This is a genomic window from Chenggangzhangella methanolivorans (assembly GCF_019797865.1).
GTDB classification, from domain to species: Bacteria; Pseudomonadota; Alphaproteobacteria; order Rhizobiales; family Methylopilaceae; genus Methylopila; species Methylopila methanolivorans.
Window position 1 is genome coordinate 157,739 of the sequence record NZ_CP081869.1, and the last position, 26,659, is coordinate 184,397.

Sequence of the window (26,659 nt, forward strand, 5' to 3'; positions counted from 1 at the left end):
GCTCTGCCTTCACGACGAAGCTGTTTTCGACGCGTAGGCTTCGCCTCTCTTGAGACCCGTGACGACCTCGACGGAGCGTCCGTCCCGGCGGCCGAGCGTCACGTCGCGGGCGGCGAAGCGGTCGCCCTCGCGGACGAACACCACGTCGCGGCCCTCGAGCGACTGCACGGCGTCGATCGACACGGCGAGCGGCACGGACTGCTCGGCGGTCGCGATTGCGCCCGTCGCGAACAGGCCTGGCCGGAAGCGGCCGTCATTCGCGATAACAGCGCGCGCGACCGCGCTCTGGGTGTCGGCGGCCCCGATCGGCGACAGGTAGGAGATCTTCGCCTCGATCGGCTCTCCGCCGTCCTCGGGGTCGATCCGCACGGTCTCGCCGACCGCGACCTTCGCGAGGTCGCGGCGGTAGACCGAGAAGTCGACCCAGAGCGTTGAGAGGTCGGTGATGACGAAGGCGGGCTTCTGCTCGGAGACGTATTCGCCGAGCGAGGCCTGCCGCTCGGTGATCACGCCCGCCATCGGGGCCTTCAGTTCGTAAGTCGTCAGGCTCTGGTTGCTCTCGACGACCGCGAGCAGCTCGCCTTCTTCACCTGGTCGCCGAGGCGCTTCGACAGCGTGCGGACCACGCCGGGGAAGCGCGGCGTGACCTGCACGACCGCTTCCTGGTTCGCCTGCACGATGCCGTTGAGCTGGAGTTCCTCGCGGAGCGTCGAGGCGCCCGCCTTGCCGAGCGCGATGCCCGCGGCCTTCACCTTGGCCTCACCCAGCTCGACGACGCCCTCGGGGAGCTGAGCCCCATGACCGTGGCCGTCGTCCTCCTTCTCGGCGCCGTGGCCGTGCCCGTCGTCCTTGGCGTCGACTGCCGCGACCTTCAGGGGCGGTTCGCCCCCGGCGTCGGCCTTCGGCTTCGGCTTGTCGTGGCCATGGCCGTCGTCCGCGCCGTGCTCGTGACCGTCGTCCTTGCCCGACCCGTGTCCATGGCCGTCGTCCTTGGAATGGGCATCGTCCTTCCCGTGGCCGTGCCCGTGATCCTTGGAGTGCGCGTCCTCCTTGCCGTGACCGTGGCCGTCGCCCTCCTTGTGGTCGTCCGCGGCCGCGACCTGGATCGGGGCGCCTGCGTCGGCCTTCGGCTTCGGTTTGTCGTGGCCGTGACCGTCGTTCTTGCCATGGCCATGCCCATCGTCCTTGCCGGAACCATGGCCGTGGCCATCGTCCTTGGAGTGGTCGTCGTCCTTGGAGTGACCGTGGCCGTCGTCCTTCGAATGGGTGCCGTCCTTGCCGTGGGCATGGCCGTCGCCTTCCTTGTGACCGTCCGCGGCGGCAAGCGCCTTCGGGGCTTCGGCGTGGGCATGGCCGTCCCCTCCCATCAGACCGGAGTAGAGCGAGAGCGCCTGGGTTGCGACCGCGGACGGTCCCTGCTGAGCGGCGTAGAGGCCGCCGGCCCCGATGAGACCTCCGACCACGAGGACGGCGGCGTCGCGTGCGAACGATCGGCTCATGACAGGTCTCCGGACAGGGCGTTGCGGGTCGCGGCGGTCGCCAGGTCGGCAGGGGTTTCCGGTTGGGCGGAGGCGCGGCGCACGTAGCAGGGCGGCTTCGTCGGGTAGCCCTTGAAGTTGCGCTTCGACCACTTGTGGCCGTGGCCGAGGTGCGCGTGTTCGGCGGCGTCGCTGGAGTGGCCATCACCCGCGAAATGGCGGACGCGGACGTCGCGGGCGTTGCAGGTCGGCGGCGTGCGGCCGTCATAGACCCACGCGCCGTCGTAGCCGGGCAGCGGGACGACGCGGGACGTCGATGCGGGCGCCGCCAGCGAAACGGGAGCGGAGGCGAGTAGGAGCGCGCCGCCCATGGAGGCGGTCTTGAGGAAGGTCATTTGTCTCTCCGGGACAGAACGAGGGCGGATCCCGTCAGGCCTTCGAGACTGGCGAGCGATGAGTGGAAGGAGACGAGAGCGTCGATCTCCTTGAGCGAGGCTTCCGACAGCGCGGCGCGCGCGTCGAGCAGCTCGAGCAGCGAGTAGCGGCCCTCGCCGTAGCCGGAGCGGATGCTGTCCCAGGCTTCGCGGGCGACGGGCAGAACGTTGGCGCGGGTGAGCCGGGCCTCGTCGTAGGAGCCCCGAAGCGTCTCGTAGGCGTTGCCGACGAGCACCGTCAGGCCCGCTGGGCCGCGGCCTTCTCGGCTTCGGTCTTGGCGAGTGTCTCGTTTGCCTCGATGACGCCACCGTGGTTCCGGTCGAACACCGGAAGCGGCACGCTGAGCGAGGCCATGACGGCGTTCGAGCGGTCCTCGCGGTAGTGCCGCCACCCACGCCCGCCGTGATGTCAGGCACGGCCTTCGCCTGCGCGGCCGCGAGCAGCGCCCGGCGCTGGGCCCTCACCGCCGTGAGCGCGTGAGCTGCGGGGTCTGCAGCGCGCGCCATCAGGCTGCCGAACGAGGGCGGCGCGCCGATGCGCGAGAGGTCGCCGCCCGACCGACGTGAACGACGGCGCCTTCTCTCCAATCAGCACCGACAGCTCGCGCCGCGCCGCCTGGAACGAGGCCTTCGCCTTGGCGAGCTCGACGCGGGTCGTCTCGGTGGCGAGACGGCCGCGCGAGATCTCGGCGCTTGAGGACGCGCCCGCCTCGACCCGTCGCTGGAGCAGCGGCGTCAGGCGGTCGAGGTCGTCGACCTGTTCCTCGAGCTCCGCCACGCGACGCTGGGCGCCGAGCGTCCTTGCGAACGCCTCGGCCGTCTCGCGAGAACCTGGAGCCGGGTCGCGGCGCGGTCCCAGCGCGCGGGTCGATGTCGGCGGCGGCGATCGCCATCCGGGCCTCCCGCTTGCCGCCGAGCTCGAAGAGCTGGCTGATCTGGAGCGTGGTCTCGGCGGCCTCGAGGTTGCGCTTGGATCTAGAGCCGAAGGCGTTGTCGAGCTCTGCGGAGAGCTCGGGGTTGGGGAAGACGCCGGATTGGAGGCTCCGGCCGTCCGCCGCCCCAATCTCCCGATCCGCCGCGGCGAGACCAGGGGAGGAGGCGACGGCGCGCGACAGCGCCTGTGACAGCGTGAGGGACCGCGACGACGGCGCGGCGTGCGTCGCCGGCGCGGGAAGCAGCGCGATCGCCACCCCCAGCGCAAGCGCGCGGGTTCTGAAAAACATGACCTGACCTGATGAACTGACGAGCGGAACCGAGCGCGGTTCTAGGCGCGCATCGACACGGATTCCGTCAGGTCAGGCTCGAGGCGGAGGAAGGTCGACGAGGGGTTCCCGCCCGGCGGTCGAGGGCACGGAGGCCCATGCCGGGGACAAGCCGAGCGCGCTCGGCGCGGCAACGACCTGCGCTATCCGCTCAGGAATGGCGGCGCAGCCATGGCAGCCGTGACCGACGAACTGGCCGCTCAGGTCCACGTCGCCGGACTGGCCGTCGACATGGATGCCGGAATGATCGGTCGTGACGCTGGCCATGGTGTCGGCCGAGACCGCGTAGGTGAGCGCCGAGTCGAGGCCCACGTGGCCCGCGAAGCTGCGCTCGACGGCGTCACCGACGCCGAAGACGACCAGGCAAAGGGCGAACGCAACCCGGACGCAGAAGCGCCAGGCACGCATTGATCTCGCCTTCGACAGAACGTCCATGCTGCAACGCATCCGGGGAAACGGGGGGCGGTGTCAAGTCCCGTGGCCGCCACGACTCCGCGATCCGATGGTGGCGGCAAGCCGTCAACGAGTCCTTAACCGGGCGCCGTGGCCCGTGCGTCGCCGGGCGAAAGCGCCTCGATGATCCGGCAGTCGCGGACCGACCCGTGGCCGCATTGCCGCACCATCCCGCGAAGTTCATCGCGCAACGCTTCGAGGTCGGCGATCTTGCGCTCGACCTCGGCGAGGTGGCCCCGCGCGATCTCGTCCACGGCCTCGCAGGGGCGGTCGCGCTGGTCCGCAAGGTCGAGCAGCGCACGGACCTGGTCGAGCGAGAAACCGAGGTCGCGGGAGCGGCGGATGAAGCTCAGGCGATTGAGGTGGCCGCGGTCATAGGCGCGGTAGTTGCCCGAGGTGCGCCGCGGCTGGGACAGCAGGCCGATGCGCTCGTAGTAGCGGACGGTCTCGACCTTGGTGTCGGTCGCCCGCCCGAGCTCGCCGATCGCGAACGTGTCAGACATCGCTTGACCCTGTAGTTGCTACAGGGTCCATATTGTGCGTCACGTCGGAATTGTCGAGGTGACGAAATGGCCGCCGCGAGCGCCCTGAAGCTCCGCATCGAGGGCATGGACTGCGGGTCCTGCGCCGCGAAGATCGAGACCGCCATGCGGCGACTGCCGGGCGTCGCCGAGGTCGAGGTGAGCGTCGCCGCGTCCTCAATGTCGATCACGGTGGACGAAGACCGCACCAGCCGCGAGGCGATCCGGGCCAAGGTCGACAGTCTCGGCTTCAAGGCGATCGATCCGGCCGCGGCCGGCCCCGCGGGTCACGATCATCCGGCGACCGAAGGCCCGTGGTGGTCGACCGCGAAGGGCAGGCTCGTTCCCGCCTCGGGCGCGCTGCTCGCCGGGGCCTGGGGCGTTTCTTGGCTTGAACCGCAGTGGGCGGCGTGGCCCTACGTGGTCGCGGCTGTCGTCGCGCTCGTTCCCGTGGCCCGGCGCGCCGTCGCCGGCGCGCTCAACGGGACGCCCTTCAGTATTGAGACCCTGATGGCCGTCGCCGCCATCGGCGCGATCGCGATCGGCGAGGCGCCGGAGGCCGCGGTCGTGGTGTTCCTGTTCGCGGTCGGCGAACTGCTCGAAGGCGTGGCGGCGAGCCGCGCCCGGGCGGGGGTGAAGGCGCTCGTCGACCTGATGCCGCGCTCGGCCCACCGGATCCGTGGCGACGAGGTGGAGACCGTCCCGGCGTCCGAACTCGCGGTCGGCGACGTCGTGCTGGTGCGTCCAGGCGACCGCGTCCCGTCCGACGGGACCGTGGTCGAGGGCGCGTCCGAACTGAACGAGGCCCCGATCACTGGCGAGTCCCGGGCCGTCTTCAAGGAGGTCGGCTCGAGCGTCCATGCGGGCAGCGTCAACGCCAACGGCGAGCTCCGCGTGTCGATCACGAAGGCGGCCGCGGACAACACCATCGCCCATCGTCCACATGGTCGAGGAGGCGCAGGCGACCAAGGCGCCGACCGCGCGCTTCATCGAGCGCTTCAGCCGCTGGTACACGCCCGCCGCCATGGCGTTCGCGCTGCTGGTGATCGTCGCGCCCCCACTGTTAGTGGGCGGCGACTGGCAGACATGGATCTATCGCGGGCTCGCCGTTCTGCTGATCGCCTGCCCCTGCGCGCTCGTGATCTCGACCCCGGCGGCCGTCGCATCGGCGCTCGCGGGCGGAGCGCGACGTGGCCTCCTCATCAAGGGCGGCGCGGCGCTGGAAACGCTCGGCCGCGTGAAGACGGTCGCGTTCGACAAGACGGGCACGCTGACGGAGGGACGGCCGCGCGTCGTCGATGTCGTTGCGCTTGACGGGACCGTCGACGAGACGCTCTCGAAGGCTGCCGCCGTCGAGCGCGGCTCCAGCCATCCGCTCGGTCTCGCCATCGTCGAGGAGGCCCAGTCGAGGATGTTGACTGTCCCGAACGCCTTCGGCGGTACGGCTACGCCCGGCAAGGGCGTGACCGCGCGCCTGATGTCTGGCTTCGTCACCGTTGGATCGCCGCGTCAGGCCGTCGAGAAGGGCCTGCTGTCGCCGGAAGCCACTGGGCGGGTGGCAGAGCTCGAGGGCGCCGGAAACACCGTCGTGGCGGTCAGCGAGGGCGCTCGGCTGCTCGGCCTCGTCGCGCTCAGGGACACGCTCCGTCCGGACGCGGCCGCGGGGCTGGAGCGGCTGCGCAAACTCGGCCTGCGCACCGTAATGCTGACGGGCGACAACGCGAGGGCCGCCGCCGCGATCGCGGCCGAGCTCGGCGTCGAGCATCGCGCGGAGCTGCTGCCCGCGGCCAAGCTCGAGGCGATCGCCGACCATCGCCAGGATGGTCCGATCGCGATGGTCGGCGACGGCGTGAACGACGCTCCCGCCCTTGCCGCGGCCTCGGTCGGCGTCGCGATGGGCGGTGGGACGGACGTCGCGCTCGAGACCGCGGACGCGGCGCTGCTCAAGGACCGCGTCGGCGGGGTGGCCGAGCTCGTGGTCCTGTCCCGGGCGACCCTGTCGAACATCTGGAGCAACGTCACGCTCGCGCTCGGCCTGAAGGGCGCGTTCCTGGTCGCGACCCTCTTTGGCTTCACGCCGCTCTGGATGGCGATCCTCGCCGACACCGGAGCGACCGTGCTGGTGACAGCGAACGCGCTCCGCCTGCTGCGCTTCAAGATGTCTTAAGCATCTCAATCAAAACGTTTAACCGGCGTGGCTATTGTTGGCGTCCAACGCTACGCCAAGGGAATGATCATCCTGAAGAAAACGCAGGCCTTCGTTTTCAAGAACTCTTACGACTGCTTCCACCGTAGCCGTGTAAGTGCGAACACCCGGCGTTTCCAACGCTTTGATCGTATCCCTACTCAAGTCAGCTTTGTCGGCAAGCTGTTGTTGCGACCAAGACAGCATCGCTCTGCCGGCACGAATTTGGCAAGCCTTAACCACGCCCAATACTTTCCGCATAATGCAGAATGTTAGGATTGCAGGACTGGTACCGAACATGCACCAATCTGTCTGCCCGGCGTATGCGTGTCGTCTCTCTCCCTACGGGCGATCCACTCAGATTTGAACCCATTCTGCCTCGCACAGTGATCGTGGCGCAGGGCGCCGTGCTGCGCGGTCGGGAAGAAACCGAATTCCTCAAACGATCCGTCGTTTTGAGGGATTGAGCTCGGCTGCGCTTCCTCTCGTCAAGCCATACCGGGGGACGAAGATTTATGGAAGGCGTATCTCCAAAGCTGACCGACTGCGACATGTTCGCGTGCGAGCAGCGCGACGCCAGCGACCTACTGCGATTGGTTCGTCAGGTGTTCACTGCCGTTTCGGCCTTGCCAGTCGAAGTCGACGGCGCCGATGAATACGTCCAGGAGCTTGCTGGCTTTCATGGGCTGCAGCCGTCCGAAGCTTTCGTGGTGAAGCTTCGCTCGAACACAAGAAGCTTCACCCTGATCGCGGCCACAACGCGCGCATGGGAGCAGAAGCGTCCTGCCCTGCTTTCGACAAAACACGACGCCCGCCGAGCGCGGAGGCATGTCCTCCTGACGCCGGCCGGCTGGGTTAGGCGGCCGGCCTTTCTCGACAACTGTGCTCTGATCGGAACGAGCAGAAGCCTTCGGATCACGGCGACAGATCGAATGGCCATTATCGCTCGCGTCCGGGAAACGCCGGGCGTTTCGCTCGAAGACTGCGCGCTTGAAATCGCAAGCCACGACGACCCCGTCGGGGCTGTCCTCAAAATGGTCGGGGAAGGTCTTCTACGGATGGACCTTAGAACCCCCATGAGCCCGGATATCTGCGTTTCTGTCTCCGTCTCCTGACCTCGCCATTGGCCGACAGCAGTCGAGACCCGCGAAAGGAATTTTCTCTAGATGACGATCTTTGACGACGCCGACAGCGATGTTGGCGAACGGGAAACTGCGGGCTCATTTCGGCAGATCTTGGTCCAGAACGCCGTGAAAAAAGCGCTGACCCCCGCGGTGGTCGCTTCATGCCTCGACGATCAGATCATAATCCTGTTCAACACGCCGACGGAAGTCTGGGCGAACGCAGTGATGGGCCGATCGCCGGGCTGTTCGAGAACCGACGAGGATCAACGAAGCCCTTCATTTTTAAAAGATCGCCGCCGCGAAAAGCGGGCTCGCCGAAAGACGATCCCGACCACGACACGCTGATCGTCAAGCTTCTGTCGGGCACGTCTGCGATTGGAGTGTTCAGTCCTGGCAGCGCTCCTCTGCCTGCGCTCCAGGATAATCCTGACCTGCGGTTGGAGATCACTCGTCCCGATCGTCGCGCTATCGCGGAGGCCCTTTCGGAGGCGACCGGCGCTGTGGTCGTTCCGGAAAGCGTACCGATCCTCAACACCCTCGATCTCGATGCGCTCTGTATTGCGATCCGACCTCGCGCTCCGATCGAGCGGACGCTCGTCAGGCTCCAGTCGCTGTCGGCTGGCCAAAATCAGGACGATGAAGCGGTCCCTCACCTTGAGCAGCTGGCGGGTTACGGAGCCGCTAAAGTTTGGGCACTTGCGGCGCTGCGAACCCTTGAGCGCTTACGTTCAGGTGATCCCGACGTCACTCTGGCGGATCTTCCCCGAGGCGCATTGCTCGTCGGGCCTCCGGGCGTCGGAAAATCAATATTCGCACGATCATTCGCGAAAAGCTTGAAAATTCCTTCGGTAATTACTTCGGTTTCCGATTGGATGGGGTCGGGAGACACGCATCTCGGCACTGTTTAAAGGCCGCAAGAAGCGCAATTGATAAGGCGACATCGTACCAGCCCGGGTTTCTCTTTATCGATGAAGTCGACTCCATCGTCGATCGAGATTTTGAAAATGGAGACAGTGCTTCATGGTGGCTCAATTTCGTAAATGCAGTGCTCACAGCAATTGATGGCGCCGTTAAATCTCCTGGACTAATCGTTGTCGGAGCCTGCAATAACCTTAATCGCGTCGACAAGGCTCTCAAACGTTCAGGACGTCTGGAGACAATCGTAAGCATTGGACTGCCAAATGAGGCTGACAGACTATTAATACTCGAGTTTTATGTAAAGAGCGCCTTATCTACGGACGCACTTCGACCCTGCGCGGCCAGAGCGGCCGGAATGAGCGGCGCCGACCTCCAGCGCGTCGTCCGCGAAGCGAAGCAGGCAGCCCGTGATCTGGATCGCCGTCTGACGGTCGATGACCTGCTTCAAGCGATGAAGCCGAGCGATGCCCTTTCAGGTGACGTGCTCGTCACGGCGGCCCGTCACGAAGCCGGTCACGCACTCGCCAATCTCTTGCTGGGGGACCGTCTCCTCAGTGTCGATGTCGAGCGCGGCGTCACGCATCTCATGCCGCCGCCTCGGGTGCTGGACAAATTTACGATCGATGATGTGCTTGTAGCGCTCCTGGCGGGCCGAGCGGCTGATGTGCTTCTGAGCGGCAAAGCCAACGGAGGCGCCGGCGGCGCGCCGCACTCCGATCTAGGACAGGCTACAGCCTTGTCGGCGGCTCGGCACGGAAGCTTTGGCCTTGGTGAAACGCTGGCCTTCGTCGGTCCTGCTGACGAGGTTTTAAGGCTGGTCCGAGCAGATCAGGACCTTCGAACCAAGGTCGAAAAAGACCTTCAGGACGCCTATGCCGCCGCTTTGAGCCTGCTTGCTCGCCATAAAGTGGCGCTAGCGGCCCTCGCGGACGAACTCCTGCATCGGAGGTTCATGCATGCCGACGATATCGCGGCCTTCATGTCCGGCAAACTCGAGGCGACACCATGAACTGGCTAATGGAGGCGGAACGTCTCGACCGATTGTCGCTCGATCTCAGGCTGATTTCCGCAAATTCGGATCGCCCTACGATCGACCAGCTGGCGATGGCTCCGGTTCTGTCCGATTGGCGCAGGGCGGTCGTGGCGAACCATGCCCTGATTGGCTGCGTTCGGCGCCACCCGCTCGTCGGTCCGGGTCCGATCAGAACGTCGGCCATTGTCGCTGAAGGACCCGGTTGGGCGAGAACTTTAAGTCGCTTTTACGTTCTGCAGGACCCGCACCCCTCGATCCTCGACTGAGGTTGCGTAGGCTTTTCTCGCGGAGCCTGGCAGTAACTGGGGCTTGGATCTGGATTTTGCCAACTTGACCGGGCCATCGATACGAAGTGGGAAGCAAACTACACCATAGTGCACGAGATGTGTACTGATCCAGCTTTTTCATTCAGCAGAGTCGCTACCGAGTCCCCACACCCTCCGGATTGCGCTGGACCGTGAATAATATCGGCTTAATCTCGAACATTACTATAGACAACGACCTCGCTAGACTCTGATAAAACAGAGCCGCCCGCAATCAGCGGGGCGGAGACTCAAAAAAAAATCTCAGCGGGAGAAGATACTTTCCAGAAAATCGGTTTTCCTAAAAATGCGAGGTCCGACCGGGCAGCGCGGAGCAGCGTCGGAGAAAATCATGGCTAACGTATCAAGCATAAAAAAGGCGCGCAGCATGTAGCTGCGCGCCTTCTGTTTTCGGTCCCGAGGTCACGCTTACCGGCCAGCCTCAGGAAATCAGTCTCAGTTGCAGAAACGGCGTGCGAAGCGTCGTGACGTGCGAAGCGTCACAAGCCCCTGTGCACCGCTATCGCCAGATTCGCACGCTGCTTCGCAAGCTTCAACGCCCCGATTGAAAAAATCGCGGGTGAAAGGAAAGCTGCGTGCCTAAAGGTAAGTCCGCCCCTGTGATCGACGTCTCCGTTGTCGCAAACGGATTGTCAGCACACGCCTCCGGTAGCGTTACGACCTATCATGTTCGGCGGATCGAGACGTCGTCAGTCGACGAAACGGACGACCTCGTTCCGAACATCTGCACACCGCTCATGCCCGAGAAACGCGCGGCGCGACAGCCGCGTCGATCGCGGACGGAAATCCAGGAGAAGAAAAGCCCGCGTCTCCGGGGATCTGAGACGAAGAAGGTACGCTATCGCGGTCGTGAAACCTACTGCGGAGACGTTCCTATGACGCGGCTCCGCTACAAGCTTGTGGCGGGTGATAGTCTTCTCGAGTGCGACTTCGTCATCGTCACAGACGCGACCGAAGACGACCTGATCGATGTCCAGTCCCAGCCAGCGCCGCTCGCGATTTATGTCGAAGGCCACGAGCTGAAATGGACGCCCGATTATCTCATCCGTCGAGTCGGTTTTACCGCTGAACTCGTCGAGGTGAAAAACCTCTCATGGCTTCGCCCTTCAGACCCATCCCTTGCCGCCTACCGGCGCGCATGGGTCGACGCATGCGCGGTAGCGGCCCGCTCCCAAGGCTTTGCTTTCAGATTGCTCACTGAACAGGAAATCCGAGTCGAGCCGCGTCTCTCCAACGCCTATCTCACGCATCGCCACCTCGGGCCTTTCGTCGATGAGGGCCTGCTGATGAAGGCCGTGATGGCGCTGCCTTCGTTGATGGCGCAGGCGACTGTCGCCGATCTTGGCAGCGCGATCGACAATCCTCTCCGCGCCATTGAATGCGCGATAAGGCTTGATCGTCAGGGTTATATTCGGCTTGACCGATCGACGGTTTTCTCCTCGGCGAGCACCTTCACGAATTCCCAGGCAGAGCGCGAACCGCAATGACGGTCCGTCTCGCTCCCCCCAGAATGGCTCCCGGCTCGACCGTGTTGATTTACGGACGCCGGCATACCGTCCAGGGTTTCACGCGAACCGGACGATCCTTTCTGCCAGCTGACGATTCTGAGGCTGAGCCGGTCGAAATCACGTTCGATCGCCAGATCGAGCTTATCCGACAGCTAAAACTCACGTCGGACATCTCCTACCAGACGATACCCGACAGCGTGAGGATCAACCTCACACGCGATCTGAGCGTGTTCGGTGACGTCGCACGAATGGAGGCGACCGCTCGCTTCGCCTACTGTCGGGCAATCCACGAACTGCCTTGGGCCCATCGAGATAAGTCCGCTCACGTCGGGCCAGCCCTTGCTCGTGTCGCAGAGACCGAAATCGGAAAGACGATAGCCCAGCCGTCATTTCGGCTAGCGCGCGAGTGGTACAATCGCTGGGTCGGATGCGCGTTTGATATTCGAGCACTCATTCCCAGCACTTCAAAACGCGGCAACAAAGAAGCCCGGTATGACGACTGGGTCTACGCCGAGATCGACAAAGCAATACTTGAGGTGCACGCCAATTGCACCAGAGGAAGTATTAGCCAGACGCTCAAGCGCGCCAGACAGCTTGTTCGCCTAAAGGTAGATAAAGAAGGACGTAAGCTTCCAGGTAAAAGCAAACATATCCTCGGCCGCGGCGTTGTCGAAGACCGTATCGCCAAATGGGCCATTATGAGCTCGTGGCCAGACAATGGGATGAAAAGGAGGCTCGGCGTCAGCTGCGGATGATAGGAGCAGGCCCCGACGGCAAGTATCCTCTCGCAGAAGTTGAGATCGATCATACGGTCATTGATTTGATGGTCCGGCACAACGACATAGTGCTTGGACGGCCGTACATTACGGCACTCATTGATAGATATTCGCGAATGATCCTTGGGTTCACGATTAGCTTCGTGCCGCCTTCTTGGGTCTCCGTTATGGAGGCGCTCCGTCAGGCTGTCATGCCCAAGGATGCACTCCTTAACGATGTCTACGAGGCGACGGGGGTTTCGTTTGAATTCGACTGGCCATGCTGGGGTGCGCCAGACCAGCTTTTTGTAGATCAAGGGGCGGAGTTTTTAAGCATCTCAATGGCGGCCGCAGAGGCTGCGTTGAACATGAAGCTTGTTCAGCTTTCAAAAGCAAGAGGAGATTTGAAGGGTAAGATTGAAAGCTGGTTTCACAGCAAGAACCAACAAATTACGCACAGAATACCGGGAACGACATTTTCTAACCCCCAGAAGAGAAAGAATGCTGATCCAAAAACATTTGCAATTATAGGGTTTGATGAATTCAAGACAGTCGTCTTGCGTTGGGTCGTCGACGTTCATAACGCTCAAGAGCATTCCTCGACGGGCCAATGCCCTATCAAGGCATGGCAGGAAGGGATGCGAAAAGTTGGCCCGAAGCCGCCGCCTCCAATGGAGCTGCTCTCACCGCTAGTGGGGTTGGTCGTCCAGCGCAGACTGCTTCAGAGCGGGGTTTCCTACAACCGACTGCGGTTTAACTCTATTGAGTTCCAGGCGCTTCGCGCACGACTTCCGAAAAATAGCCGAGTCGAAGTGAGAATCGACCCGCTTGATCTTACTCAAGCATATATTCTTGATCCCGATACGCTTGATTGGGTGGTCGGGCACTGCGTATCCGAAGACTCAGCATCTAAACTGACACTGGCGCAGTACAACTTCGTACGAAAGGCGAGCGCTGAACAGAAGATAGTCGATGAAGACTACGAGCTAAAACTAGCTCGAGGCGAGCAAAAGGTCCGCGACGCTATCAATGGCGCTCACCGCCGTAGCGGAGTGCCACCAAAACAAATCGTAGCGCTCGTGACACAGGGCACGCGTCCGTCGGAACACATCCATAGAAATCGAACCGATCCCACGGAAAGCGAGAGCCGGATGGGAAGTCACGATTTTGACGGTCCTGTTCTTTCTCCCGCTCCGGACCCGGCCGGACCCTACAGGGAGAAGGTCCTGATGCCGGTGGATCCGTACCCGACCAAAAGATCAGACGGTGAGCCGGTCGGCTCGTGGCGGCCACCGGCGACCATCCCTCCTCTCGTGGAAGCAGCGGCGACAGAGCAACCCCGAGAGGAGAGAACTTTTACTGGCAGGAGGCGCGTATGACCATTTCGAGCACCCCAATCAAAGCAGACGCGTCCGCGTGGTCATCGATGTCTTTATCGGCGCGCCTATCGAACATCGGAAACTTTATCGCGGACACGCCCACGCTTCTCGATTCTGTCTCCTTTATTCAGGAATGTATCGAAAGCCACGGCTGCTCGCCGGAAGGTGAGATTTCATTTCTGCTTGGTGAGACCCGTGCAGGAAAGACCACTGCTGTTGAAACGGCTATGCGCGATCTTGCGGACAAAGTACAGGGTGAGTTCATCTCTCAGCGCTTTCGTTCTGATCGTCACGCTGCGGCTCTGATGTCGGTCGACAAAATGACGCGCGACGGTATCGAAAGACCAGTGTTTGCAATCGAAGTACCGAAAGCGCCGACCTTTAAGGGTTTGCTCGCAGACGTACTGGCCGCACTTGGAGTTGCCATAAAGGGAAAAATCACCTTCGGAGAACAGCAGTCTTTGCTTTGTGCGCAATTGGTTGGCCAGCGGACCAAGTTGCTGATCTTTGATGATGCCCAGCACGTCTGCGAAAGCGGAAAAAATCATGAAGTTTATGCGGCTGCCGATGTGTTCAAACTGATCGCTAAAGTATCGGGTGTACAGATATTATGCGTTGGCTTACCGCACACTTTAGACGTAAAGACGGCTAACCCGCAGGTCAAATGGATCGGAGGAGTCGAAAGGACGATCGAGCCGCTCGCGATTGACGCCAATCCTGCCTCGGATTTGGCAATCCTCTGTGCCACTTTGAACAAAGAACTTCCGTTTGAAGTGGCCTCCCATCTCTCCGAGCCAGAAGTTTTCGTCCCGCTGGCCATCCATTGTGGGGGTTATGAAGGTCGGATCGCAACGATCGTCCGATTGGCCGCTCGTCATGCGATAAGAAGCAACCGTCACTGCCTAGACAAACATTGTCTGATAGATTTTCTTAGAGAGATGCGCGGCGTGCCCGACGCATTGAACCCATTCTTGCTTTCGGCGGAAGATCTTACGGATCTGCCAAATCGACTGAAGGACGCAAAGAACGCAGAGGTTGCGGCGGTTGCGGCTCGTCTAGGCAAAGCTTCTCGAAGGGGCGAAGCTTTCTCAGGCATCTTGAGATGAGCCCTCTCGATAAGTGGCTCCCCCCACTCCGGACACCCGACGTCAGGCCCGACGAGCCGGCCCACGGCGTCTTACTAAGGCTTAGTCATCGAAATGGCATCCAGCGCATGTCGATGATGCAGGCGCTGACTGGGCTTGAGTTGCGGCGCGTGAGGACGGGTCAGCAGCTAGACGCCCTGGCTGGTATGGCCGGATGTGACGCGGACGACCTATCGTCTCTTCATCTCAAGAAGTTGCCTGGGCGAACAGTCGAGATTCGCGGTGAAGTGCTGCGATACCCATCGGATATCCTCATCAGCGGAAGACGCCTTTGCACGGCCTGTCTGGACGAGGCTTGTTACCATCGCTTTTGGTGGGACCTCTCGATGGTCGCGACATGCCCCAAGCACCAGACCGTTCTGACAGTTGCTTGCAGTTGCGGTCACGCTCTGGGGTGGGGGGACGGATCGCTGACAAAATGCTCGCATTGCGTCGACGGCGACGTGCGTAAAACCGTGCCGAAGGCGGCAAACCCCAACGAAGTTGAACTCGACCGATGGATCCTGGGACGCTTCGAGCTCACGAAGAGCCAATCCGAGCCCGAAGTGCTGATGGATTTGCCGATAACAAGCGCTCTAGAGACGATTGAACGGATCGCCGCTCTCCCACTAGGCCGTCATGGAACAAGTTTTGGCAGTCTCGGCCTGTCTCGTCGGGCGGTCTGGGTGAGAGGGTTTCAATGCGTAGCCGCTGGGCAAGTAGCGGACGCTCTTGAAGAAGCCTACCGGCTGTCCAAGCAGCCTGACCACCCGCATCCGGACATCTCTACAGCCTATGGACCGTTTTGGGGATGGCTCACTCGAAAGGGAGGCGAGAGGTTTTGCAGTCCACTTGCCGTCATCGTGCAAGAGCATTCGTCGAAGATATTCAACCTGTCTACCGGTCAACACTATGGAGCGTCACACATCACGCGACGGATAAGCGACCTTGCTCATATCGATCCGGCAAGCGCTCAGCCGCAGAGTGATCGGGACGCTGTTGATCGGGCTTCTCATCAGGCTGCTTCGTGGACGGTTGGTCTCGATGTCGACGGCATACGCTCAATGCATCGTATTAGACCGTTTATTTCTATACAGGAGCTAGCTGACCTTCTCGGGGTTAACTTGGCTCAGCTCGATGAAGTGCTAGAAACAGATCTTCTCACGCCTAGGGAGGGCGGGCCTCAGGTTCAGAAACGCCCATATGTGAGGGCAGAAGTCGAGCAGCTTCTAAAAGATCTGAAATCTGAAGCTCGTATATCTCCGCAGCCACAGTCGAACGTTGACTCGGTGGTCTCGCTTGCTTGCGAACACGGATCATCACTCGGAAGCCTAATCTTGGCGATTCGTCAGGGCGTCCTCCCGGTAGTAGCATTAAGGCGCGGACAGACAGGCTTAAGTGCTTTGCTTGTCCGCTTGTCCGATTTCTTAGATGTAGTAGAGACGCCAGCGTTAACTATTTAGCATAGGCCAATCTTGAGAAACAACATCGTATCTCCTCTCTGATGCCTGGAATTTGCTGCAGCATTCAGTCTCTAGAGAGCTCTCTTCGAGCGCCCAGTAGCACAGCTGTCGCGCCTAGGTTCAATGTCGCCAGAACAGCCAGCGTACTTAACATTGCAACGCTCCCGGCACGTGAGATCGCCAGGCCGGCCACGAAAGGGGCGAGCGCCTGAACGACGAGGTTCGGAGCCGCGAGCCGTCCCATGACGACCGCGTAGCGCTCCGGCCCGAAAAGCGAGAGCGGGACCGTACCGCGCGCGATCGACCAGACACCGTTCCCGGCGGCGTAGAGCACGACAGCGGCCGCGGCGGGCCCGGCGCCGAGCGCGAGCAACACCACGCCCACCGCGACCAGCGCCCCGGCCCAAGCGAGGGTCGAGGTCGGGTGAAGCCGCTCGCCGACCAGCATCTCGACCACGCGCGCTCCGACCTGCGACGGACCGATCAGCGCGCCGACCGCGACCGCGGCTGCGAGCGCCATGCCCTGGGCCTGCAGGATCGTCAGCAGGTGCACCGACACCGTCGTCTGGACCGCCCCGTTCGCCATCAGGATCCCGGCCAGCAGCCAGAAGGTCCGGCGCTCACGCGAGGTCATCGCGCCGGCGCCAGAACGGTCAGGGGCGGTCGGGACCTTTCGGGCCTCGCGCGGCAGCAGGAGGAACAGCGTCGGCGCCATGACGAGCACCTGGACGACGGCGTAGGCGAAGCAGGCGCCGCGCCAGCCGACATGCTCGACCGCGAGCGCCGACAGCGGCCAGCAGACCGTGCTTGCGAAGCCCCCGAACAGGGTGAGGTTGGTGATGGCGCGCCGCGCCGACGCCCCGAAGATCCGGCCGAGCGTCGAGAACGCCGCGTCGTAGAGCCCGGCGCCCATGCCAAAGCCGAGCACGGCCCAGCCTAGCAGGTAGGTCGCGAGCCCGGTCGACGACCCGACCGCGGCGAGACCCGCTCCCATCAGCAGTGAGCCGGCCGCCATGGTCTGCCGCCCGCCGAAGCCGTCGATCATGCGGCCGACGAAGGGCGCGGCGATCCCGGAGCAGAGCAGCCCGACCGAACCGCCGCCGACCACCCAGGCGAACGGCCATCCGGTGTCGGCCGAGATCGGCGTCGCGAGGACTGCGAGCAGGTAGAAGCTCGAGCCCCACGATACGATCTGGGCAATGCCGAGCAGCGGGACTGCGATCCTGACGCCGGGCGGCGACGGCGCCGTCGTCTCCACGCCTCAGACGGCCCGTTTCAAGTCGACCCGCGCCTCGAGCGCCGCGGCGGTCTCCTTCCGCTCGCTGTAGCGGTCGGTCAGGTGGTCGGACACGTCGCGGGTGAGCAGCGTGAATTTCACCAGCTCCTCCATCACGTCGACCACGCGGTCGTAGTAGGCGGACGGCTTCATCCGCCCGTCCTCGCCGAACTCCTGGAAGGCCTTGGCCACCGACGACTGGTTCGGGATGGTGACCATCCGCATCCAGCGGCCGAGCACGCGCATCTGGTTCACGGCGTTGAACGACTGCGAGCCGCCAGAGACCTGCATCACCGCGAGCGTGCGCCCCTGCGTCGGGCGGACAGAGCCGACGGAGAGCGGGATCCAGTCGATCAGCGACTTCATCACGCCCGTCATGGCGCCGTGGCGCTCGGGACTGGTCCAGACCTGCGCCTCGGACCAGAGCGAGAGCTCGCGCAGCTCGGCGACCTTTGGGTGGTCGGCCGGGCCGTCGTCGGGCAGCGGCAAGCCTGCAGGGTCGTAGACGCGCGTCTCGCAGCCGAGCCGCTTCAGCAGGCGTTCGGCCTCGAGCGTCAGCAGGCGGCTGTAGGAGACGGGCCGGAGCGAACCGTAGAGCAGCAGCACGCGCGGCGGATGGGTCGACCGCGGTCCATGAAGCCGGGAGAGGTCCGTCGCCCGGAACGAGGCCTCGTCGAGGTTCGGGAGGTCGGTCACGAGCGGTCGCCTTTCTTCGGCGCTGCGCCGTAGGACGAGGCCGTGGCGGCGAAGGCCGCGGCGACCTCCGGATGCCCGGCGCAGCAGTCCTTCAGCAGGAAGGAGGCGAGGCCTTGCACCGCGTCCAGGTCCGCGCGGTAGACGACAAGGCGGCTTCGGCGCTCCGACTTCACGAGGCCGGCCCTCGCCAGGATCGCCAGATGGGTCGAGAGGGTGTTGTGGGGGACGTCGAGGCCGCGCGCGATCTCGCCGACGGGAAGCCCGTCGGACTCGTGCATCACGAGCAGGCGGAACGCGTCGAGGCGCGTCGGCTGGGCAAGCGCCCCGAAGGCGTCGATGACTTCTAACTTGTCCATATGTCGATAAATATCGACATATGGACGCACGTCAACCCACCTCTGCGTGGCCTGCCGGAGGTCGCCTCATGCTTGCACTTTGACTGCGTTTACGATCAGCCCCTCGATCATGGGCCACAAGACCGCGAGCGCCAGCATAATCGAAGCCGCGATCATGATCGCCATGGTCGATCGAGCGGGTCGGCGCGCCGTCCGTCGGCTTTCAAGCCAGACCCAGATCCAGGCGCCGAGCACGGCGACGGCGGCGATGGCGACCATCCAGATCCGTGCGCCCGCGAACCACGACAGGACGCCCCCGAACGTCCCGAGCGCCACGGCCGGGAGCGCCAGCGGAAGCACGCCGCACGCACCACAGGCGACGGCGGCCGTCGCGCTGGTCGCCGCGGCCGTCACGACGGCCATTTCTGTCCTTGCGGTCACGAATCCCTCCTTCACCACCGTTTCCGGGATTCCGCTTTCAAACGGCGACAGCACCGCGTCGGCCATTTCGTCGTCGGGCGCCGTGATCGCGAGGACCACCACCTCGCCCTCGCGGCGGACGTCGAACCGGAGGAAGCCGCAGCACTGGCGCTCGCTCTCGACCAGCAGGCGGGTGCGGGCCTCCGCGTCGGAGGCATAGCCCAGCTCGAGCCGCGGCCCGGTCCGGCGCCAAGTCCTCAAGGTCTCGCGGTTCAGGTCCCCGATGAGGTCGATGCGCTCCTTGATGGCGCGGGAGCGAGAGAGCAGGCGACGGCGGTGGCAGCAGCGGACACGGGCGAAAACCTCTGGGCCGTCATGCCGCAGGACCGTCCCGCGGCGTCGGCTCGCCCTGATGTGCCACTTCAAGTAACTTGAGGTTCAAGAGGGAAAACGGAGGGCTCGGGATGGAGCTCAAGATCGGCGAGCTGGCGAGCCTGACGGGCACCAACGCCCCGACGGTCCGCTATTACGAGGAGATCGGTCTGCTCCCGAAGCCGGCCCGGCGCGACGGCGGCCAGCGGTCCTACGGGGACGGCGACGTGAGCCGCCTGACCTTCATCCGGCGGTGCCGCGAGTTCGGCTTCCCGATCGAGCGCGTGCGCGACCTCGTCGGCCTGCTGGAGAGCCCGGAGCGCCCCTGCGTCGAGGCGCGCGACCTCGCCGCGGCCCAGCTCGCCGAGGTGCGGAAGAAGCTGAAGGAGCTGCGGGCGCTCGAGCGGAGCATCGCCGACTTCGTCACGCGCTGCGACGAGTCATGCGCCGGAGGGCCGGGATCCGACTGCGTGATCCTCGAAGACCTTGCACGGCCCGACTGCGGCTGCGGACATTGACATGGGGAGCTTTGGGATGGAGCAGGTTCGGGAGACGCTCGAGGCGCGACAGGTCGCTATCTACTTCGCGGCTATCGTCGTGGGCGGCCTCGCCGGGATGGCGATCGGCGGCGCCGAGGCGCTCGAGGCCGCGATCAACCCCGCACTCGCCCTGATGCTGTTCGTCACCTTCTTGCAGGTGCCGCTCGTCGAGCTGGGCGCCGCGCTGAAGAACGGGCGCTTCCTCGCCGCGCTCCTCGCCGTGAACTTCGTCGCGGTGCCGCTCCTGTCGTTCGGCCTTGTCCAGTTCCTACCCGAAGACCCGATGCTGCGGCTCGGCGTGCTCATGGTGCTGCTGACGCCCTGCATCGATTACGTGGTGACGTTCGCGCATCTCGGCCGCAGCGACGCGCGCCTGCTGCTCGCCTCGACCCCGATCCTGCTGATCGCTCAGATGCTCCTTTTGCCCGTCCAGCTCGGTGTGATGCTGGGCGACGCGGCGTCCGGCCTCGTACAGCCCGGCCCGTTCGTTCACGCCTTCGTCTGGCTGATCGCGCTCCCCTTGCTGCTCGCCGCGGCGGTGCAGTTCTGGGCGGGCCGGTCCCGCGCCGGAGCCTCGGCGTCGAAAGCGCTTGGACTGCTGCCCGTGCCCGCGACCGCGCTGGTGCTGGTCCTCGTGCTGGCGGCCGTCGCTCCCAGGATCGGCGAAGCGCTTCCCGCCGCCATGGCCGCGGCCCCGGTCTACGTCGCCTTCGCCGTGCTCGCCCCGCTGCTCGGTCTCGGGGCTGCTCGCCTCTTCGGCCTCGAGGCCGCTGCAGGGCGCGCGGTGTCGTTCAGCGCGGCGACGCGGAACTCCCTCGTGGTCCTGCCACTCGCCTTCGCGGTGCCGGGCGGCGCGCCGCTGCTGCCCGCCGTGATCGTCACGCAGACGATCGTCGAGCTGGTGAGCGAGCTGGTCTACATCCGGCTGGTGCCAAGGCTGCATCGCGATCGGCGGGTGGCACCTGCCTGATCGTCAGGTCGTAGTATTGAGCGGCGTCCGAGGCTTGTGGCTGCTCAAAGTTCAAATCGGACTCAGCCCGCCCGGACAACCTCACCGTCCTCCTTGGTGAAGTCCTCGGCCAGAGGCGCGGGCAGGATCTGGATCACGACCTCGGACGGACGGCAGAGCCGCACGCCGCGCGAGGTGAACACGAATGGGCGGTTGATCAGGATCGGATGGGCCAGCATCGCGTCGAGGATCGCGTCGTCGGTGACGGACGCCTCGCCCAGGCCGAGCTCCGCAAAGGGCGTGCCCTTCTCCCGCGCGGCCTCGCGTGGGCTCAGCCCCGCGGCTGCGATGGCCTTAGCCAGCTCTTCGCGCGTTCGCGGCGCCTTCAAGTACTCGACGACGGTAGGCTCGATCCCCGCGGCGCGGATCATCGCGAGCGTGTTGCGGGACGTGCCGCAGTCGGGGTTGTGCCAGATGGTGACGGACTCGGTCATGACGACCTCCTCAGGTCTTCTGCTGCGAGGCGACCGCGCGGACGCCGCGGGCCTCGTACCAGGGCTTCGAGCGGTTCACGATCCAGACGACCGAGAGCATCACGGGCACCTCGATCAGCACGCCGACGACGGTCGCCAGCGCCGCCCCGGACTTGAACCCAAACAGGCTGATGGCCGCGGCGACCGCGAGCTCGAAGAAGTTCGACGCCCCGATCAGCGCGGATGGCCCGGCGACGCAGTGCGCCTCGCCGGAAGCCCGGTTAAGCAGGTAGGCGAGGCCGGAGTTGAAGTAGACCTGGATCAGGATCGGCACGGCGAGCAGCGCGATTACGGCCGGCTGCGCGATGATCTGCTCTCCCTGGAAGGCGAACAGCAGGACCAGCGTCGCGAGAAGGGCGACGAGGGACAGCGGCTGGAGCGCCGACAGCAGCTTGCCGAGCGCCGCTTCGCCGCCGGAAGCGAGGATCCGGGAACGCAGGACCTGGGCCGCGATGACGGGCACGACGATGTAGAGGCCGACCGAGAGGATCAGCGTGTTCCACGGCACGGTGATCGACGACAGGCCGAGCAGCAGCGCGACGATCGGCGCGAAGGCCACGATCATGATCGCGTCGTTGACGGCGACCTGGCTCAGCGTGAAGAGCGGGTCGCCTTTCGTCAGGTTCGACCAGACGAAGACCATCGCGGTGCACGGGGCGGCAGCCAGCAGGATCAGCCCGGCGATGTAGCTGTCGATCTGGTCGGCGGGCAGGTAGTGCCGGAACAGCCAGCCGATGAACAGCCAACCGAGCAGCGCCATCGAGAACGGCTTGACCGCCCAGTTGATGAACAGCGTCACCGAGATGCCCCGCCAGTGCGAGCTGACCTCGCGGAGCGCCGCGAAGTCGACCTTGACCAGCATCGGGATGATCATCAGCCAGATCAGCACGGCGACAGGCAGGTTCACGCTGGCGACCTCGAGCGCGCCGATCGCCTGGAACAGGCCGGGCGCGACGTAGCCGAGGGCGACGCCGACGACGATGCAGAGGAAGACCCAGACGGTCAGGTAGCGTTCGAACAGGGACATCGGCTCGTTCTTCTCGGTGGATCAGGCCGCGGACGGGTGGGTCTTGCCGATCTCGTCGAGGCGGCGCTGCAGCGAGAGCTTGTCGATGGTCTTGAGCGGCAGGCTGACGAAGATCGAGATCCGGTTCGTCAGGCCGCGCATCGTGTCCGCGAAGGCGAGCGCCTTTTCGGTGTCCGAGCCTTCGAAGGCAGCCGGATCCGGCATGCCCCAGTGCGCCGACATGGGCTGTCCCGTCCAGTAGGGGCATTCCTCCCCGGCGGCGTCGTCGCAGACCGTGAACACGAAATCGAGCTCGGGCGCGCCGGGTTCGGCGAACTCGTGCCAGGACTTCGAGCGGAGGCCCGAGACGTCGAAGTTCGTCCGCTTCAGCAGGTCGAGCGCGAAGGGGTTTACCTCGCCGCGCGGGTGGCTCCCGGCCGAGAACGCCTTGAAGCGTCCCTGGCCCTCACGGTTCATCACGCACTCGGCGATGATCGAGCGCGCGGAGTTGCCCGTGCATAGGAACAGGACGTTGTAGGGGCGCTGGGCTTCAGTCGCATCCATCGTTCTTCTCCCGGTCGGATGGACGGGGGCCGCATCCGCAGCTCCCCTGGAGGGTTTCGAAGATCGGCGCGCAGACCTCGGGGCGACCGTTGCAGCAGTCGGTCAGCAGGTAGCCGACAAGGCCGCGCATCCCCTCGAGGTCAGCGCTGTAGAGGATCGAGCGGCCATCCCTGACGCCTTGGACCAGGCCCGCACGGGACAGGATCGCGAGGTGCGTCGAGAGCGTGTTCTGCAGGCAACCGACGGCGTCGGCGATCACGCCCGCGGGCAAGCCCTCCGGGGCGCGCGAGACCAGCATGCGGAAGATGCGCAGCCTGGTGACCTGACCGAGCGCCGACAGGGCCTCGACCGCGGAGACGTCCTCCTCGGTCATCGGTCCGGAGTCGGCGGGGCCGGCCCCCGGCTTGGTCATGGCGTTCATACGCAGCCTTCGACGTTTGACTAGATATCGAGAAAACTCGATGTATCGCTATATGAGCGAGGAAGCGGGGTCAATGGCGATGGTCGCCGGATCGGCCACCGAGCCGCAGGAGCGAGATGTCGAGAATCCCCGGACAGGCCCTGTGGGGCGTAATGGCGGCGTTCGCGCTGGCCGCGACGGCGATGGACCTCGGCCGCTGGGGCGCCGAACACAACGCCGCCGGCCACGACCTGTTGGCTGCAGTGCCCGTCGCGATGCTGGCGGCCGCGACCCTCGTCGCATACGCCGTGGCGTGCGTCGGCGGGCCCTCCCGCAACGCCTACCGGATCGCGAGTTTCGGCGCCGCAGTCGTCCTCGTCGGCTACGTGCTGCTCGCGAGGAGCGCCGCGTGAGCGACGATCGGGCGCCGGGACGTTCGCCGTCCCGGCGCCCGACGCCTCAGGCCCGGTACTCCTTGGACTTGTAGCTCGCGTTCCTGACGCTCTCGGGCGCGTCGGAAATCTTCCGGATCGCGCCCCAGGTCTGCTTGTAGTTCGGGATGACGAACTCGTTCACGCCCGCCGACACCACGTTGCCCTGCACGCCCGTCGGGTAGCCGAACAGCATGAAGACTTGGCCACGCCTGGCCGACGGCGTCGGGTAGGCCATGGCCTGCGTCGCGCCGTTGTCGTTGTGGATCTCGACGAGGTCGCCCTCGCCGAGCTTCAGCTCCGCCATGTCGTCAGGGTTCATCTCGACGAACGGGTACGGCCAGCGGTCCTGCACGAACTCGTCCGCCTGGTCGAGGTAGGCGCTCTGCCAGACGAGGTTCGCGCGCCCGTTGTTGATCAGGAACGGGAACTTGTCCTTCTCGGCCTGCTTGCCCGCGGCCTGCAGCCCGCGCCAAGGGGTCTCGGCGAACGTCGCCTTGCCGTCCTTCGACTTGAACTTGCCGTCGGCGAAGAGGCGCTTGGTGCCGACGATCTTGCCGTCCTGGAACCCGGTCGCGGGTTCCTGGAAGCCGTTGTTGCCCATCGCGCGCAGGCGCTCGTAGTTGACGTGTTCTCCGCCGCCCTCGTGGGCGTGGTAGCCGTCCATGAAGGCGTCCTCCTCGGTCTTCCAGTCGAAGCCCTTGAACTTGTCGGCGACGTCGTTCTTTCCCGCCGCCCGAAACACGCGCTCGAGGTTGTTGGCGAGCCGCGCGGCGATCAGGCAGTCCGGCATCGCCTGTCCGGGCGGGTCCATGTAGCGCTCGGTGAGCCGCATGCGCCGCTCGCCGTTCATGGAGGTGAGGTTCATCTCGCCGGAGGTCGCAGCGGGCAGGATCACGTGCGCGGCGGCGCCGATCTTGGTCGTCACGATGTCGACGTCGACCGAGAAGAGACCGCCCTTGCGGATCGCGCCCATTATCGCCTCGACCATTGCATCTCGGTCGCCGTAGGGGACCGAATTCATTGCGTCCTTCACGAGGTCGGTCCGCTGCTTGTAGACCCGCTTGAACTCCATGGCGTTCAGCGTGGTCTTGTAGTGGTCGCAGCCCCACACGTGGTGGACGCCGCCCTTGCCCTCGATCAGCAGCTTGTCGACGTAGGGACCCGGACGGCCGACATGGGCGTCGGAGGGGCGCGAGTAGCCCTCCTGGTGGCCGCCCATGCGGACGCAGCCGCCGCCCGGTCGGCCGACGTTCCCGGTGGCGAGCGCGAGGTTCACCAGCGCCTGGTTGGTTCGGTAGTTGTCGTTGCCCCAGATCAGGCCCTTCTCGTAGGCGAACATGGTCCGTCGCCTGTGGCTTCCGGCCTTTGGCTCCGCGATCCAGGTGATCGCCTTGACGATGTCCGCCTCGGAAAGGCCCGTCGCCTTCGCGGCTTCCACGACCGAGACCTTGTTGGCCGCGAGCGCCTTGTAGAAGTCCTTGGTGGAGGCCTCGATGAACGGCCTGTCGATCCAGCCCTTCTCAGCCGCGTAGGTCAGCCAGGCGTTGAACAGGATGAGGTCAGTTCCGGACTCGATCGCGAGGTGGAGGACGTTTGTCCTTGCCCGCGGTCTCGCAGGCGTTGACCGATACCGTCCGGCGTGGGTCGACGAACACGATGCGGCCGCGCTCGTTCGGCTCGTCCCCGAACGTCGCCTTCTTCTTGGCCGCCGACATGCCGTTCAGGTTCGGCATCCAGTGGTTTAGGAAGTAGTTGGTCTGGGCTTCGAGCGGGTTGTTGCCGACGCAGACGATCGTGTCGGCGAGTTCGGCGTCCTCGTAGCAGTTGTTTAGCTCGCCGACGCCCATGTCGCGGGAGCCGTGGACTTCGGAGTTGTAGGCGGGCCTGTTGTGGATGCGGATGTTCCGCACCTTCATGGCCTCGAAGTAGAGCTTTCCCGTGCCCCACGTGTTCTCGTAGCCGCCGCCGGCCCCGCCGTGATCGAAGGCCGAGACGAAGAGGCCGTCCTCGCCCTGCTCGGCGATCACCGCCGCGGTCACGCGGGCGACGAGGTCGAGCGCGTCGTCCCAGCTTGTCGGCTGGATCTGGCCGTAGCGCCAGACGAGCGGGTCGGTCAGGCGCTGAAGCTGGGTCCCGCGCGTCTTCGAGTGGCTCATCTCCGCCATGCGTGCGCCGCGCACGGAGCCGAGGCCCGAGTTCACCACGCAGCCCTTGTCGGGCTTGATGACGATGTGGACGTCGCGGCCGTCCTGGCGGACGACGTTGTACATCGAGGGGGCGTACCAGGCTTCCGTGTCCTGGACCTGCTGCTTGCCGAGGTCGACGCCGAAGGCGTTCGCCTTCGGGTCGGTCCAGCCCTCGTAGCGGGCGTCCCAGGTGTAGGCCTTGTAGCCGCAGCCGACGATGCAGTAGTGGCAGGGTGACGTTGTGCTGTTTGGCGTCCGCGGGACGATGGGCAGCCGCCCGATCTGGCGCTTGTAGACCATCGGATCCTCCTCAGAGCGTGTTCGACAGGCGGCCGTAGAGAAGCTCGTCCACGCCCTCGGCGTAGATGTCGCCCTTCTCGTCGACCCGCAGCGCGTACTGGGGAAGGTTCTGGGTCGCGTGGCCCCAGACCTGCTGTCCGCCCTTCTCGCAGTCGAAGCGCGAGAAGTGCCCGGGGCAGTTCAGCGTCCGGTCGTCCGGGCGGTAGTTCATGTAGAAGCCCTTGTGCGGGCAGAGGGCGGCGAAGCCGACGATGTCGCTGTCGGGACCGACGCCGCCCTCGACGGGCTTGCCAAGTTTGAGCAGCACGCCGGGCGCGTCCTGGTCGGGATAGGCGACGTCGAGAGCCTCGTTGACCTTGAGCTCGCTGACGTTGCCCAGCCGGTTGGACGGGTACTTCACCAGCGCGGCGGTCGGCGCCGCCCGGGCCGGCCCGGCCGGCATGACGGTCGCGGCGGCTCCCCCCGCGGCCGCGAGTCCGCGCCTGCAAGGAAACGGCGCCTCCCAACGTCAATCAGTCGTTCGCAGCTCGCCATGAGCTTCTCCCCGTCTCTGAGCCCGTTCCATCGAGCGGGCGACGAGGAATTGCAGGCCGCGGGCCAACGCTTAGAACTGTTCGAAATCGAACGGTATGGAGCTGAAAATCTGAAAGCTGCCGTCCGGCAACCCGAACGTCTTTGGGCTGCCCGAT

Annotated in this window: 29 protein-coding genes and 4 pseudogenes; 15 read left to right on the forward strand and 18 right to left on the reverse strand. The window is 64.7% G+C overall.

The window, feature by feature from the left end:
- Positions 1–9 precede the first annotated feature (9 nt).
- From K6K41_RS29200 to K6K41_RS00835, 7 genes are all read right to left on the reverse strand, one after another.
- Entirely contained in the window at positions 10–519 is a 510-nt protein-coding gene (locus tag K6K41_RS29200) for an efflux RND transporter periplasmic adaptor subunit (RefSeq protein ID WP_315855118.1), read from the reverse strand.
- Between the two features lie 23 nt (positions 520–542).
- Positions 543–1,499, reverse strand: a complete 957-nt coding sequence (locus tag K6K41_RS29205) for a hypothetical protein (RefSeq protein ID WP_315855119.1) — start codon at positions 1,497–1,499, stop codon at positions 543–545.
- A complete protein-coding gene (locus K6K41_RS00810) occupies positions 1,496–1,873 on the reverse strand; it encodes a hypothetical protein (protein ID WP_261403543.1) in 378 nt (125 codons plus the stop codon). Before K6K41_RS00810 ends, K6K41_RS29205 begins: the two co-directional genes overlap by 4 nt.
- Entirely contained in the window at positions 1,870–2,148 is a 279-nt protein-coding gene (locus tag K6K41_RS00815; protein ID WP_261403544.1) for a TolC family protein, read from the reverse strand. Before K6K41_RS00815 ends, K6K41_RS00810 begins: the two co-directional genes overlap by 4 nt.
- Before the next feature lie 173 nt (positions 2,149–2,321).
- Positions 2,322–2,690 carry a hypothetical protein gene (locus K6K41_RS00820; RefSeq protein WP_261403545.1) on the reverse strand — a complete coding sequence of 123 codons (369 nt, stop codon included), beginning with the start codon at positions 2,688–2,690 and terminating at the stop codon, positions 2,322–2,324.
- Positions 2,691–3,207: 517 nt separating this feature from the next.
- Positions 3,208–3,582 (reverse strand): hypothetical protein, encoded by a 375-nt coding sequence (locus tag K6K41_RS00830; RefSeq protein ID WP_261403546.1) that lies wholly within the window; start codon positions 3,580–3,582, stop codon positions 3,208–3,210.
- Positions 3,583–3,704: 122 nt separating this feature from the next.
- The gene (locus K6K41_RS00835) at positions 3,705–4,130 is read right to left on the reverse strand and encodes a MerR family transcriptional regulator (RefSeq protein ID WP_261403547.1); all 426 of its coding nucleotides are present in this window, start codon (positions 4,128–4,130) and stop codon (positions 3,705–3,707) included.
- 66 nt (positions 4,131–4,196) lie between these two features.
- Here K6K41_RS00835 and K6K41_RS00840 point away from each other — a divergent pair.
- Positions 4,197–6,315 (forward strand): annotated as a pseudogene (locus K6K41_RS00840) (heavy metal translocating P-type ATPase).
- An 18-nt stretch (positions 6,316–6,333) separates the two neighbouring features.
- Here the strand turns inward: K6K41_RS00840 and K6K41_RS00845 are convergent.
- Positions 6,334–6,633: a helix-turn-helix domain-containing protein gene (locus K6K41_RS00845; protein ID WP_261403548.1), complete on the reverse strand. Its 300-nt coding sequence runs from the start codon at positions 6,631–6,633 to the stop codon at positions 6,334–6,336.
- Between the two features lie 251 nt (positions 6,634–6,884).
- On the opposite strand from K6K41_RS00845, the gene K6K41_RS00850 reads away from it, so the two are divergent.
- From K6K41_RS00850 to K6K41_RS30080, 11 genes and pseudogenes are all read left to right on the forward strand, one after another.
- Positions 6,885–7,448 carry a hypothetical protein gene (locus K6K41_RS00850; RefSeq protein ID WP_261403549.1) on the forward strand — a complete coding sequence of 188 codons (564 nt, stop codon included), beginning with the start codon at positions 6,885–6,887 and terminating at the stop codon, positions 7,446–7,448.
- A gap of 51 nt (positions 7,449–7,499) precedes the next feature.
- A complete protein-coding gene (locus K6K41_RS00855) occupies positions 7,500–7,802 on the forward strand; it encodes a hypothetical protein (protein WP_261403550.1) in 303 nt (100 codons plus the stop codon).
- Positions 7,803–7,894: 92 nt separating this feature from the next.
- Positions 7,895–8,365, forward strand: coding sequence for an ATP-binding protein (locus K6K41_RS00860; RefSeq protein ID WP_261403551.1), 471 nt, complete (start codon positions 7,895–7,897; stop codon positions 8,363–8,365).
- Positions 8,326–8,571, forward strand: a pseudogene (locus K6K41_RS30070) (AAA family ATPase); the annotation flags it as partial. The gene K6K41_RS00860 and the pseudogene K6K41_RS30070, both read left to right, overlap by 40 nt.
- A 159-nt stretch (positions 8,572–8,730) precedes the next feature.
- On the forward strand, positions 8,731–9,384 hold the full coding sequence (locus tag K6K41_RS00865) for an FtsH/Yme1/Tma family ATP-dependent metallopeptidase (protein WP_261403552.1): 654 nt from the start codon (positions 8,731–8,733) through the stop codon (positions 9,382–9,384).
- A gap of 8 nt (positions 9,385–9,392) precedes the next feature.
- Positions 9,393–9,674 (forward strand): DUF6634 family protein, encoded by a 282-nt coding sequence (locus K6K41_RS30075; protein WP_378148830.1) that lies wholly within the window; start codon positions 9,393–9,395, stop codon positions 9,672–9,674.
- A gap of 656 nt (positions 9,675–10,330) precedes the next feature.
- Entirely contained in the window at positions 10,331–11,218 is an 888-nt protein-coding gene (locus K6K41_RS00870) for a hypothetical protein (RefSeq protein WP_261403553.1), read from the forward strand.
- The gene (locus K6K41_RS00875; RefSeq protein ID WP_261403554.1) at positions 11,215–11,994 is read left to right on the forward strand and encodes a hypothetical protein; all 780 of its coding nucleotides are present in this window, start codon (positions 11,215–11,217) and stop codon (positions 11,992–11,994) included. The genes K6K41_RS00870 and K6K41_RS00875 overlap by 4 nt, the downstream gene beginning before the upstream one ends.
- Positions 11,928–13,373 (forward strand): transposase family protein, encoded by a 1,446-nt coding sequence (locus tag K6K41_RS00880; protein ID WP_261403555.1) that lies wholly within the window; start codon positions 11,928–11,930, stop codon positions 13,371–13,373. Before K6K41_RS00875 ends, K6K41_RS00880 begins: the two co-directional genes overlap by 67 nt.
- Positions 13,370–14,479 (forward strand): TniB family NTP-binding protein, encoded by a 1,110-nt coding sequence (locus tag K6K41_RS00885; RefSeq protein WP_261403556.1) that lies wholly within the window; start codon positions 13,370–13,372, stop codon positions 14,477–14,479. The genes K6K41_RS00880 and K6K41_RS00885 overlap by 4 nt, the downstream gene beginning before the upstream one ends.
- A complete protein-coding gene (locus K6K41_RS30080) occupies positions 14,476–15,960 on the forward strand; it encodes a TniQ family protein (RefSeq protein WP_378148720.1) in 1,485 nt (494 codons plus the stop codon). Before K6K41_RS00885 ends, K6K41_RS30080 begins: the two co-directional genes overlap by 4 nt.
- Positions 15,961–16,024: 64 nt before the next feature.
- Here the strand turns inward: K6K41_RS30080 and K6K41_RS00890 are convergent, their stop codons facing one another.
- From K6K41_RS00890 to K6K41_RS00905, 4 genes are all read right to left on the reverse strand, one after another.
- Entirely contained in the window at positions 16,025–17,218 is a 1,194-nt protein-coding gene (locus tag K6K41_RS00890; protein ID WP_261403557.1) for an MFS transporter, read from the reverse strand.
- A 3-nt stretch (positions 17,219–17,221) separates the two neighbouring features.
- Complete coding sequence (gene arsH, locus K6K41_RS00895) at positions 17,222–17,932, reverse strand: arsenical resistance protein ArsH (RefSeq protein ID WP_261403558.1); 711 nt, start codon at positions 17,930–17,932, stop codon at positions 17,222–17,224.
- The gene (locus K6K41_RS00900) at positions 17,929–18,288 is read right to left on the reverse strand and encodes an ArsR/SmtB family transcription factor (protein WP_261403559.1); all 360 of its coding nucleotides are present in this window, start codon (positions 18,286–18,288) and stop codon (positions 17,929–17,931) included. Before K6K41_RS00900 ends, arsH begins: the two co-directional genes overlap by 4 nt.
- A gap of 66 nt (positions 18,289–18,354) precedes the next feature.
- Positions 18,355–18,807 (reverse strand): hypothetical protein, encoded by a 453-nt coding sequence (locus K6K41_RS00905; protein WP_261403560.1) that lies wholly within the window; start codon positions 18,805–18,807, stop codon positions 18,355–18,357.
- A 344-nt stretch (positions 18,808–19,151) separates the two neighbouring features.
- Here K6K41_RS00905 and K6K41_RS00910 point away from each other — a divergent pair, with 344 nt between their 5' ends.
- Both K6K41_RS00910 and K6K41_RS00915 read left to right on the forward strand, forming a co-directional pair.
- On the forward strand, positions 19,152–19,577 hold the full coding sequence (locus K6K41_RS00910) for a MerR family transcriptional regulator (protein WP_261403561.1): 426 nt from the start codon (positions 19,152–19,154) through the stop codon (positions 19,575–19,577).
- A 16-nt stretch (positions 19,578–19,593) separates the two neighbouring features.
- Entirely contained in the window at positions 19,594–20,568 is a 975-nt protein-coding gene (locus K6K41_RS00915; RefSeq protein ID WP_261403562.1) for an arsenic resistance protein, read from the forward strand.
- A gap of 62 nt (positions 20,569–20,630) precedes the next feature.
- Here K6K41_RS00915 and arsC read toward each other — a convergent pair whose 3' ends face one another.
- The 4 genes from arsC to K6K41_RS00935 are packed head-to-tail and all read right to left on the reverse strand — an operon-like array spanning position 20,631 to position 23,071.
- Positions 20,631–21,041 (reverse strand): arsenate reductase (glutaredoxin), encoded by a 411-nt coding sequence (gene arsC, locus K6K41_RS00920; RefSeq protein WP_261403563.1) that lies wholly within the window; start codon positions 21,039–21,041, stop codon positions 20,631–20,633.
- Positions 21,042–21,051: 10 nt separating this feature from the next.
- Complete coding sequence (gene arsB, locus K6K41_RS00925) at positions 21,052–22,107, reverse strand: ACR3 family arsenite efflux transporter (protein WP_261403564.1); 1,056 nt, start codon at positions 22,105–22,107, stop codon at positions 21,052–21,054.
- Positions 22,108–22,128: 21 nt separating this feature from the next.
- On the reverse strand, positions 22,129–22,650 hold the full coding sequence (locus tag K6K41_RS00930; protein WP_261403565.1) for an arsenate reductase ArsC: 522 nt from the start codon (positions 22,648–22,650) through the stop codon (positions 22,129–22,131).
- Positions 22,637–23,071: an ArsR/SmtB family transcription factor gene (locus K6K41_RS00935; protein WP_378148726.1), complete on the reverse strand. Its 435-nt coding sequence runs from the start codon at positions 23,069–23,071 to the stop codon at positions 22,637–22,639. The genes K6K41_RS00930 and K6K41_RS00935 overlap by 14 nt, the downstream gene beginning before the upstream one ends.
- Before the next feature lie 116 nt (positions 23,072–23,187).
- On the opposite strand from K6K41_RS00935, the gene K6K41_RS00940 reads away from it, so the two are divergent.
- A complete protein-coding gene (locus tag K6K41_RS00940) occupies positions 23,188–23,463 on the forward strand; it encodes a hypothetical protein (protein WP_261403566.1) in 276 nt (91 codons plus the stop codon).
- 46 nt (positions 23,464–23,509) lie between these two features.
- Here the strand turns inward: K6K41_RS00940 and K6K41_RS00945 are convergent.
- A pseudogene (locus K6K41_RS00945) lies at positions 23,510–25,970 on the reverse strand (arsenate reductase (azurin) large subunit).
- A gap of 10 nt (positions 25,971–25,980) precedes the next feature.
- A pseudogene (locus K6K41_RS00950) lies at positions 25,981–26,504 on the reverse strand (arsenate reductase (azurin) small subunit).
- Positions 26,505–26,659: the final 155 nt, after the last annotated feature.

Excerpts from the sequence above, each read along its gene's own strand:
- K6K41_RS29200 (WP_315855118.1), bottom strand. The coding sequence starts at position 519 with ATGGCGGGCGTGATCACCGAGCGGCAGGCCTCGCTCGGCGAATACGTC.
- K6K41_RS29205 (WP_315855119.1), bottom strand. The coding sequence starts at position 1,499 with ATGAGCCGATCGTTCGCACGCGACGCCGCCGTCCTCGTGGTCGGAGGT.
- K6K41_RS00810 (WP_261403543.1), bottom strand. The coding sequence starts at position 1,873 with ATGACCTTCCTCAAGACCGCCTCCATGGGCGGCGCGCTCCTACTCGCC.
- K6K41_RS00830 (WP_261403546.1), bottom strand. The coding sequence starts at position 3,582 with ATGCGTGCCTGGCGCTTCTGCGTCCGGGTTGCGTTCGCCCTTTGCCTG.
- K6K41_RS00835 (WP_261403547.1), bottom strand. The coding sequence starts at position 4,130 with ATGTCTGACACGTTCGCGATCGGCGAGCTCGGGCGGGCGACCGACACC.
- K6K41_RS00845 (WP_261403548.1), bottom strand. The coding sequence starts at position 6,633 with ATGTTCGGTACCAGTCCTGCAATCCTAACATTCTGCATTATGCGGAAA.
- K6K41_RS00850 (WP_261403549.1), top strand. The coding sequence starts at position 6,885 with ATGTTCGCGTGCGAGCAGCGCGACGCCAGCGACCTACTGCGATTGGTT.
- K6K41_RS00855 (WP_261403550.1), top strand. The coding sequence starts at position 7,500 with ATGACGATCTTTGACGACGCCGACAGCGATGTTGGCGAACGGGAAACT.
- K6K41_RS00865 (WP_261403552.1), top strand. The coding sequence starts at position 8,731 with ATGAGCGGCGCCGACCTCCAGCGCGTCGTCCGCGAAGCGAAGCAGGCA.
- K6K41_RS30075 (WP_378148830.1), top strand. The coding sequence starts at position 9,393 with ATGGAGGCGGAACGTCTCGACCGATTGTCGCTCGATCTCAGGCTGATT.
- K6K41_RS00875 (WP_261403554.1), top strand. The coding sequence starts at position 11,215 with ATGACGGTCCGTCTCGCTCCCCCCAGAATGGCTCCCGGCTCGACCGTG.
- K6K41_RS00880 (WP_261403555.1), top strand. The coding sequence starts at position 11,928 with ATGGGCCATTATGAGCTCGTGGCCAGACAATGGGATGAAAAGGAGGCT.
- K6K41_RS00885 (WP_261403556.1), top strand. The coding sequence starts at position 13,370 with ATGACCATTTCGAGCACCCCAATCAAAGCAGACGCGTCCGCGTGGTCA.
- K6K41_RS30080 (WP_378148720.1), top strand. The coding sequence starts at position 14,476 with ATGAGCCCTCTCGATAAGTGGCTCCCCCCACTCCGGACACCCGACGTC.
- K6K41_RS00900 (WP_261403559.1), bottom strand. The coding sequence starts at position 18,288 with ATGGACAAGTTAGAAGTCATCGACGCCTTCGGGGCGCTTGCCCAGCCG.
- K6K41_RS00910 (WP_261403561.1), top strand. The coding sequence starts at position 19,152 with ATGGAGCTCAAGATCGGCGAGCTGGCGAGCCTGACGGGCACCAACGCC.
- K6K41_RS00915 (WP_261403562.1), top strand. The coding sequence starts at position 19,594 with ATGGAGCAGGTTCGGGAGACGCTCGAGGCGCGACAGGTCGCTATCTAC.
- arsC (WP_261403563.1), bottom strand. The coding sequence starts at position 21,041 with ATGACCGAGTCCGTCACCATCTGGCACAACCCCGACTGCGGCACGTCC.
- arsB (WP_261403564.1), bottom strand. The coding sequence starts at position 22,107 with ATGTCCCTGTTCGAACGCTACCTGACCGTCTGGGTCTTCCTCTGCATC.
- K6K41_RS00930 (WP_261403565.1), bottom strand. The coding sequence starts at position 22,650 with ATGGATGCGACTGAAGCCCAGCGCCCCTACAACGTCCTGTTCCTATGC.
- K6K41_RS00935 (WP_378148726.1), bottom strand. The coding sequence starts at position 23,071 with ATGAACGCCATGACCAAGCCGGGGGCCGGCCCCGCCGACTCCGGACCG.
- K6K41_RS00940 (WP_261403566.1), top strand. The coding sequence starts at position 23,188 with ATGTCGAGAATCCCCGGACAGGCCCTGTGGGGCGTAATGGCGGCGTTC.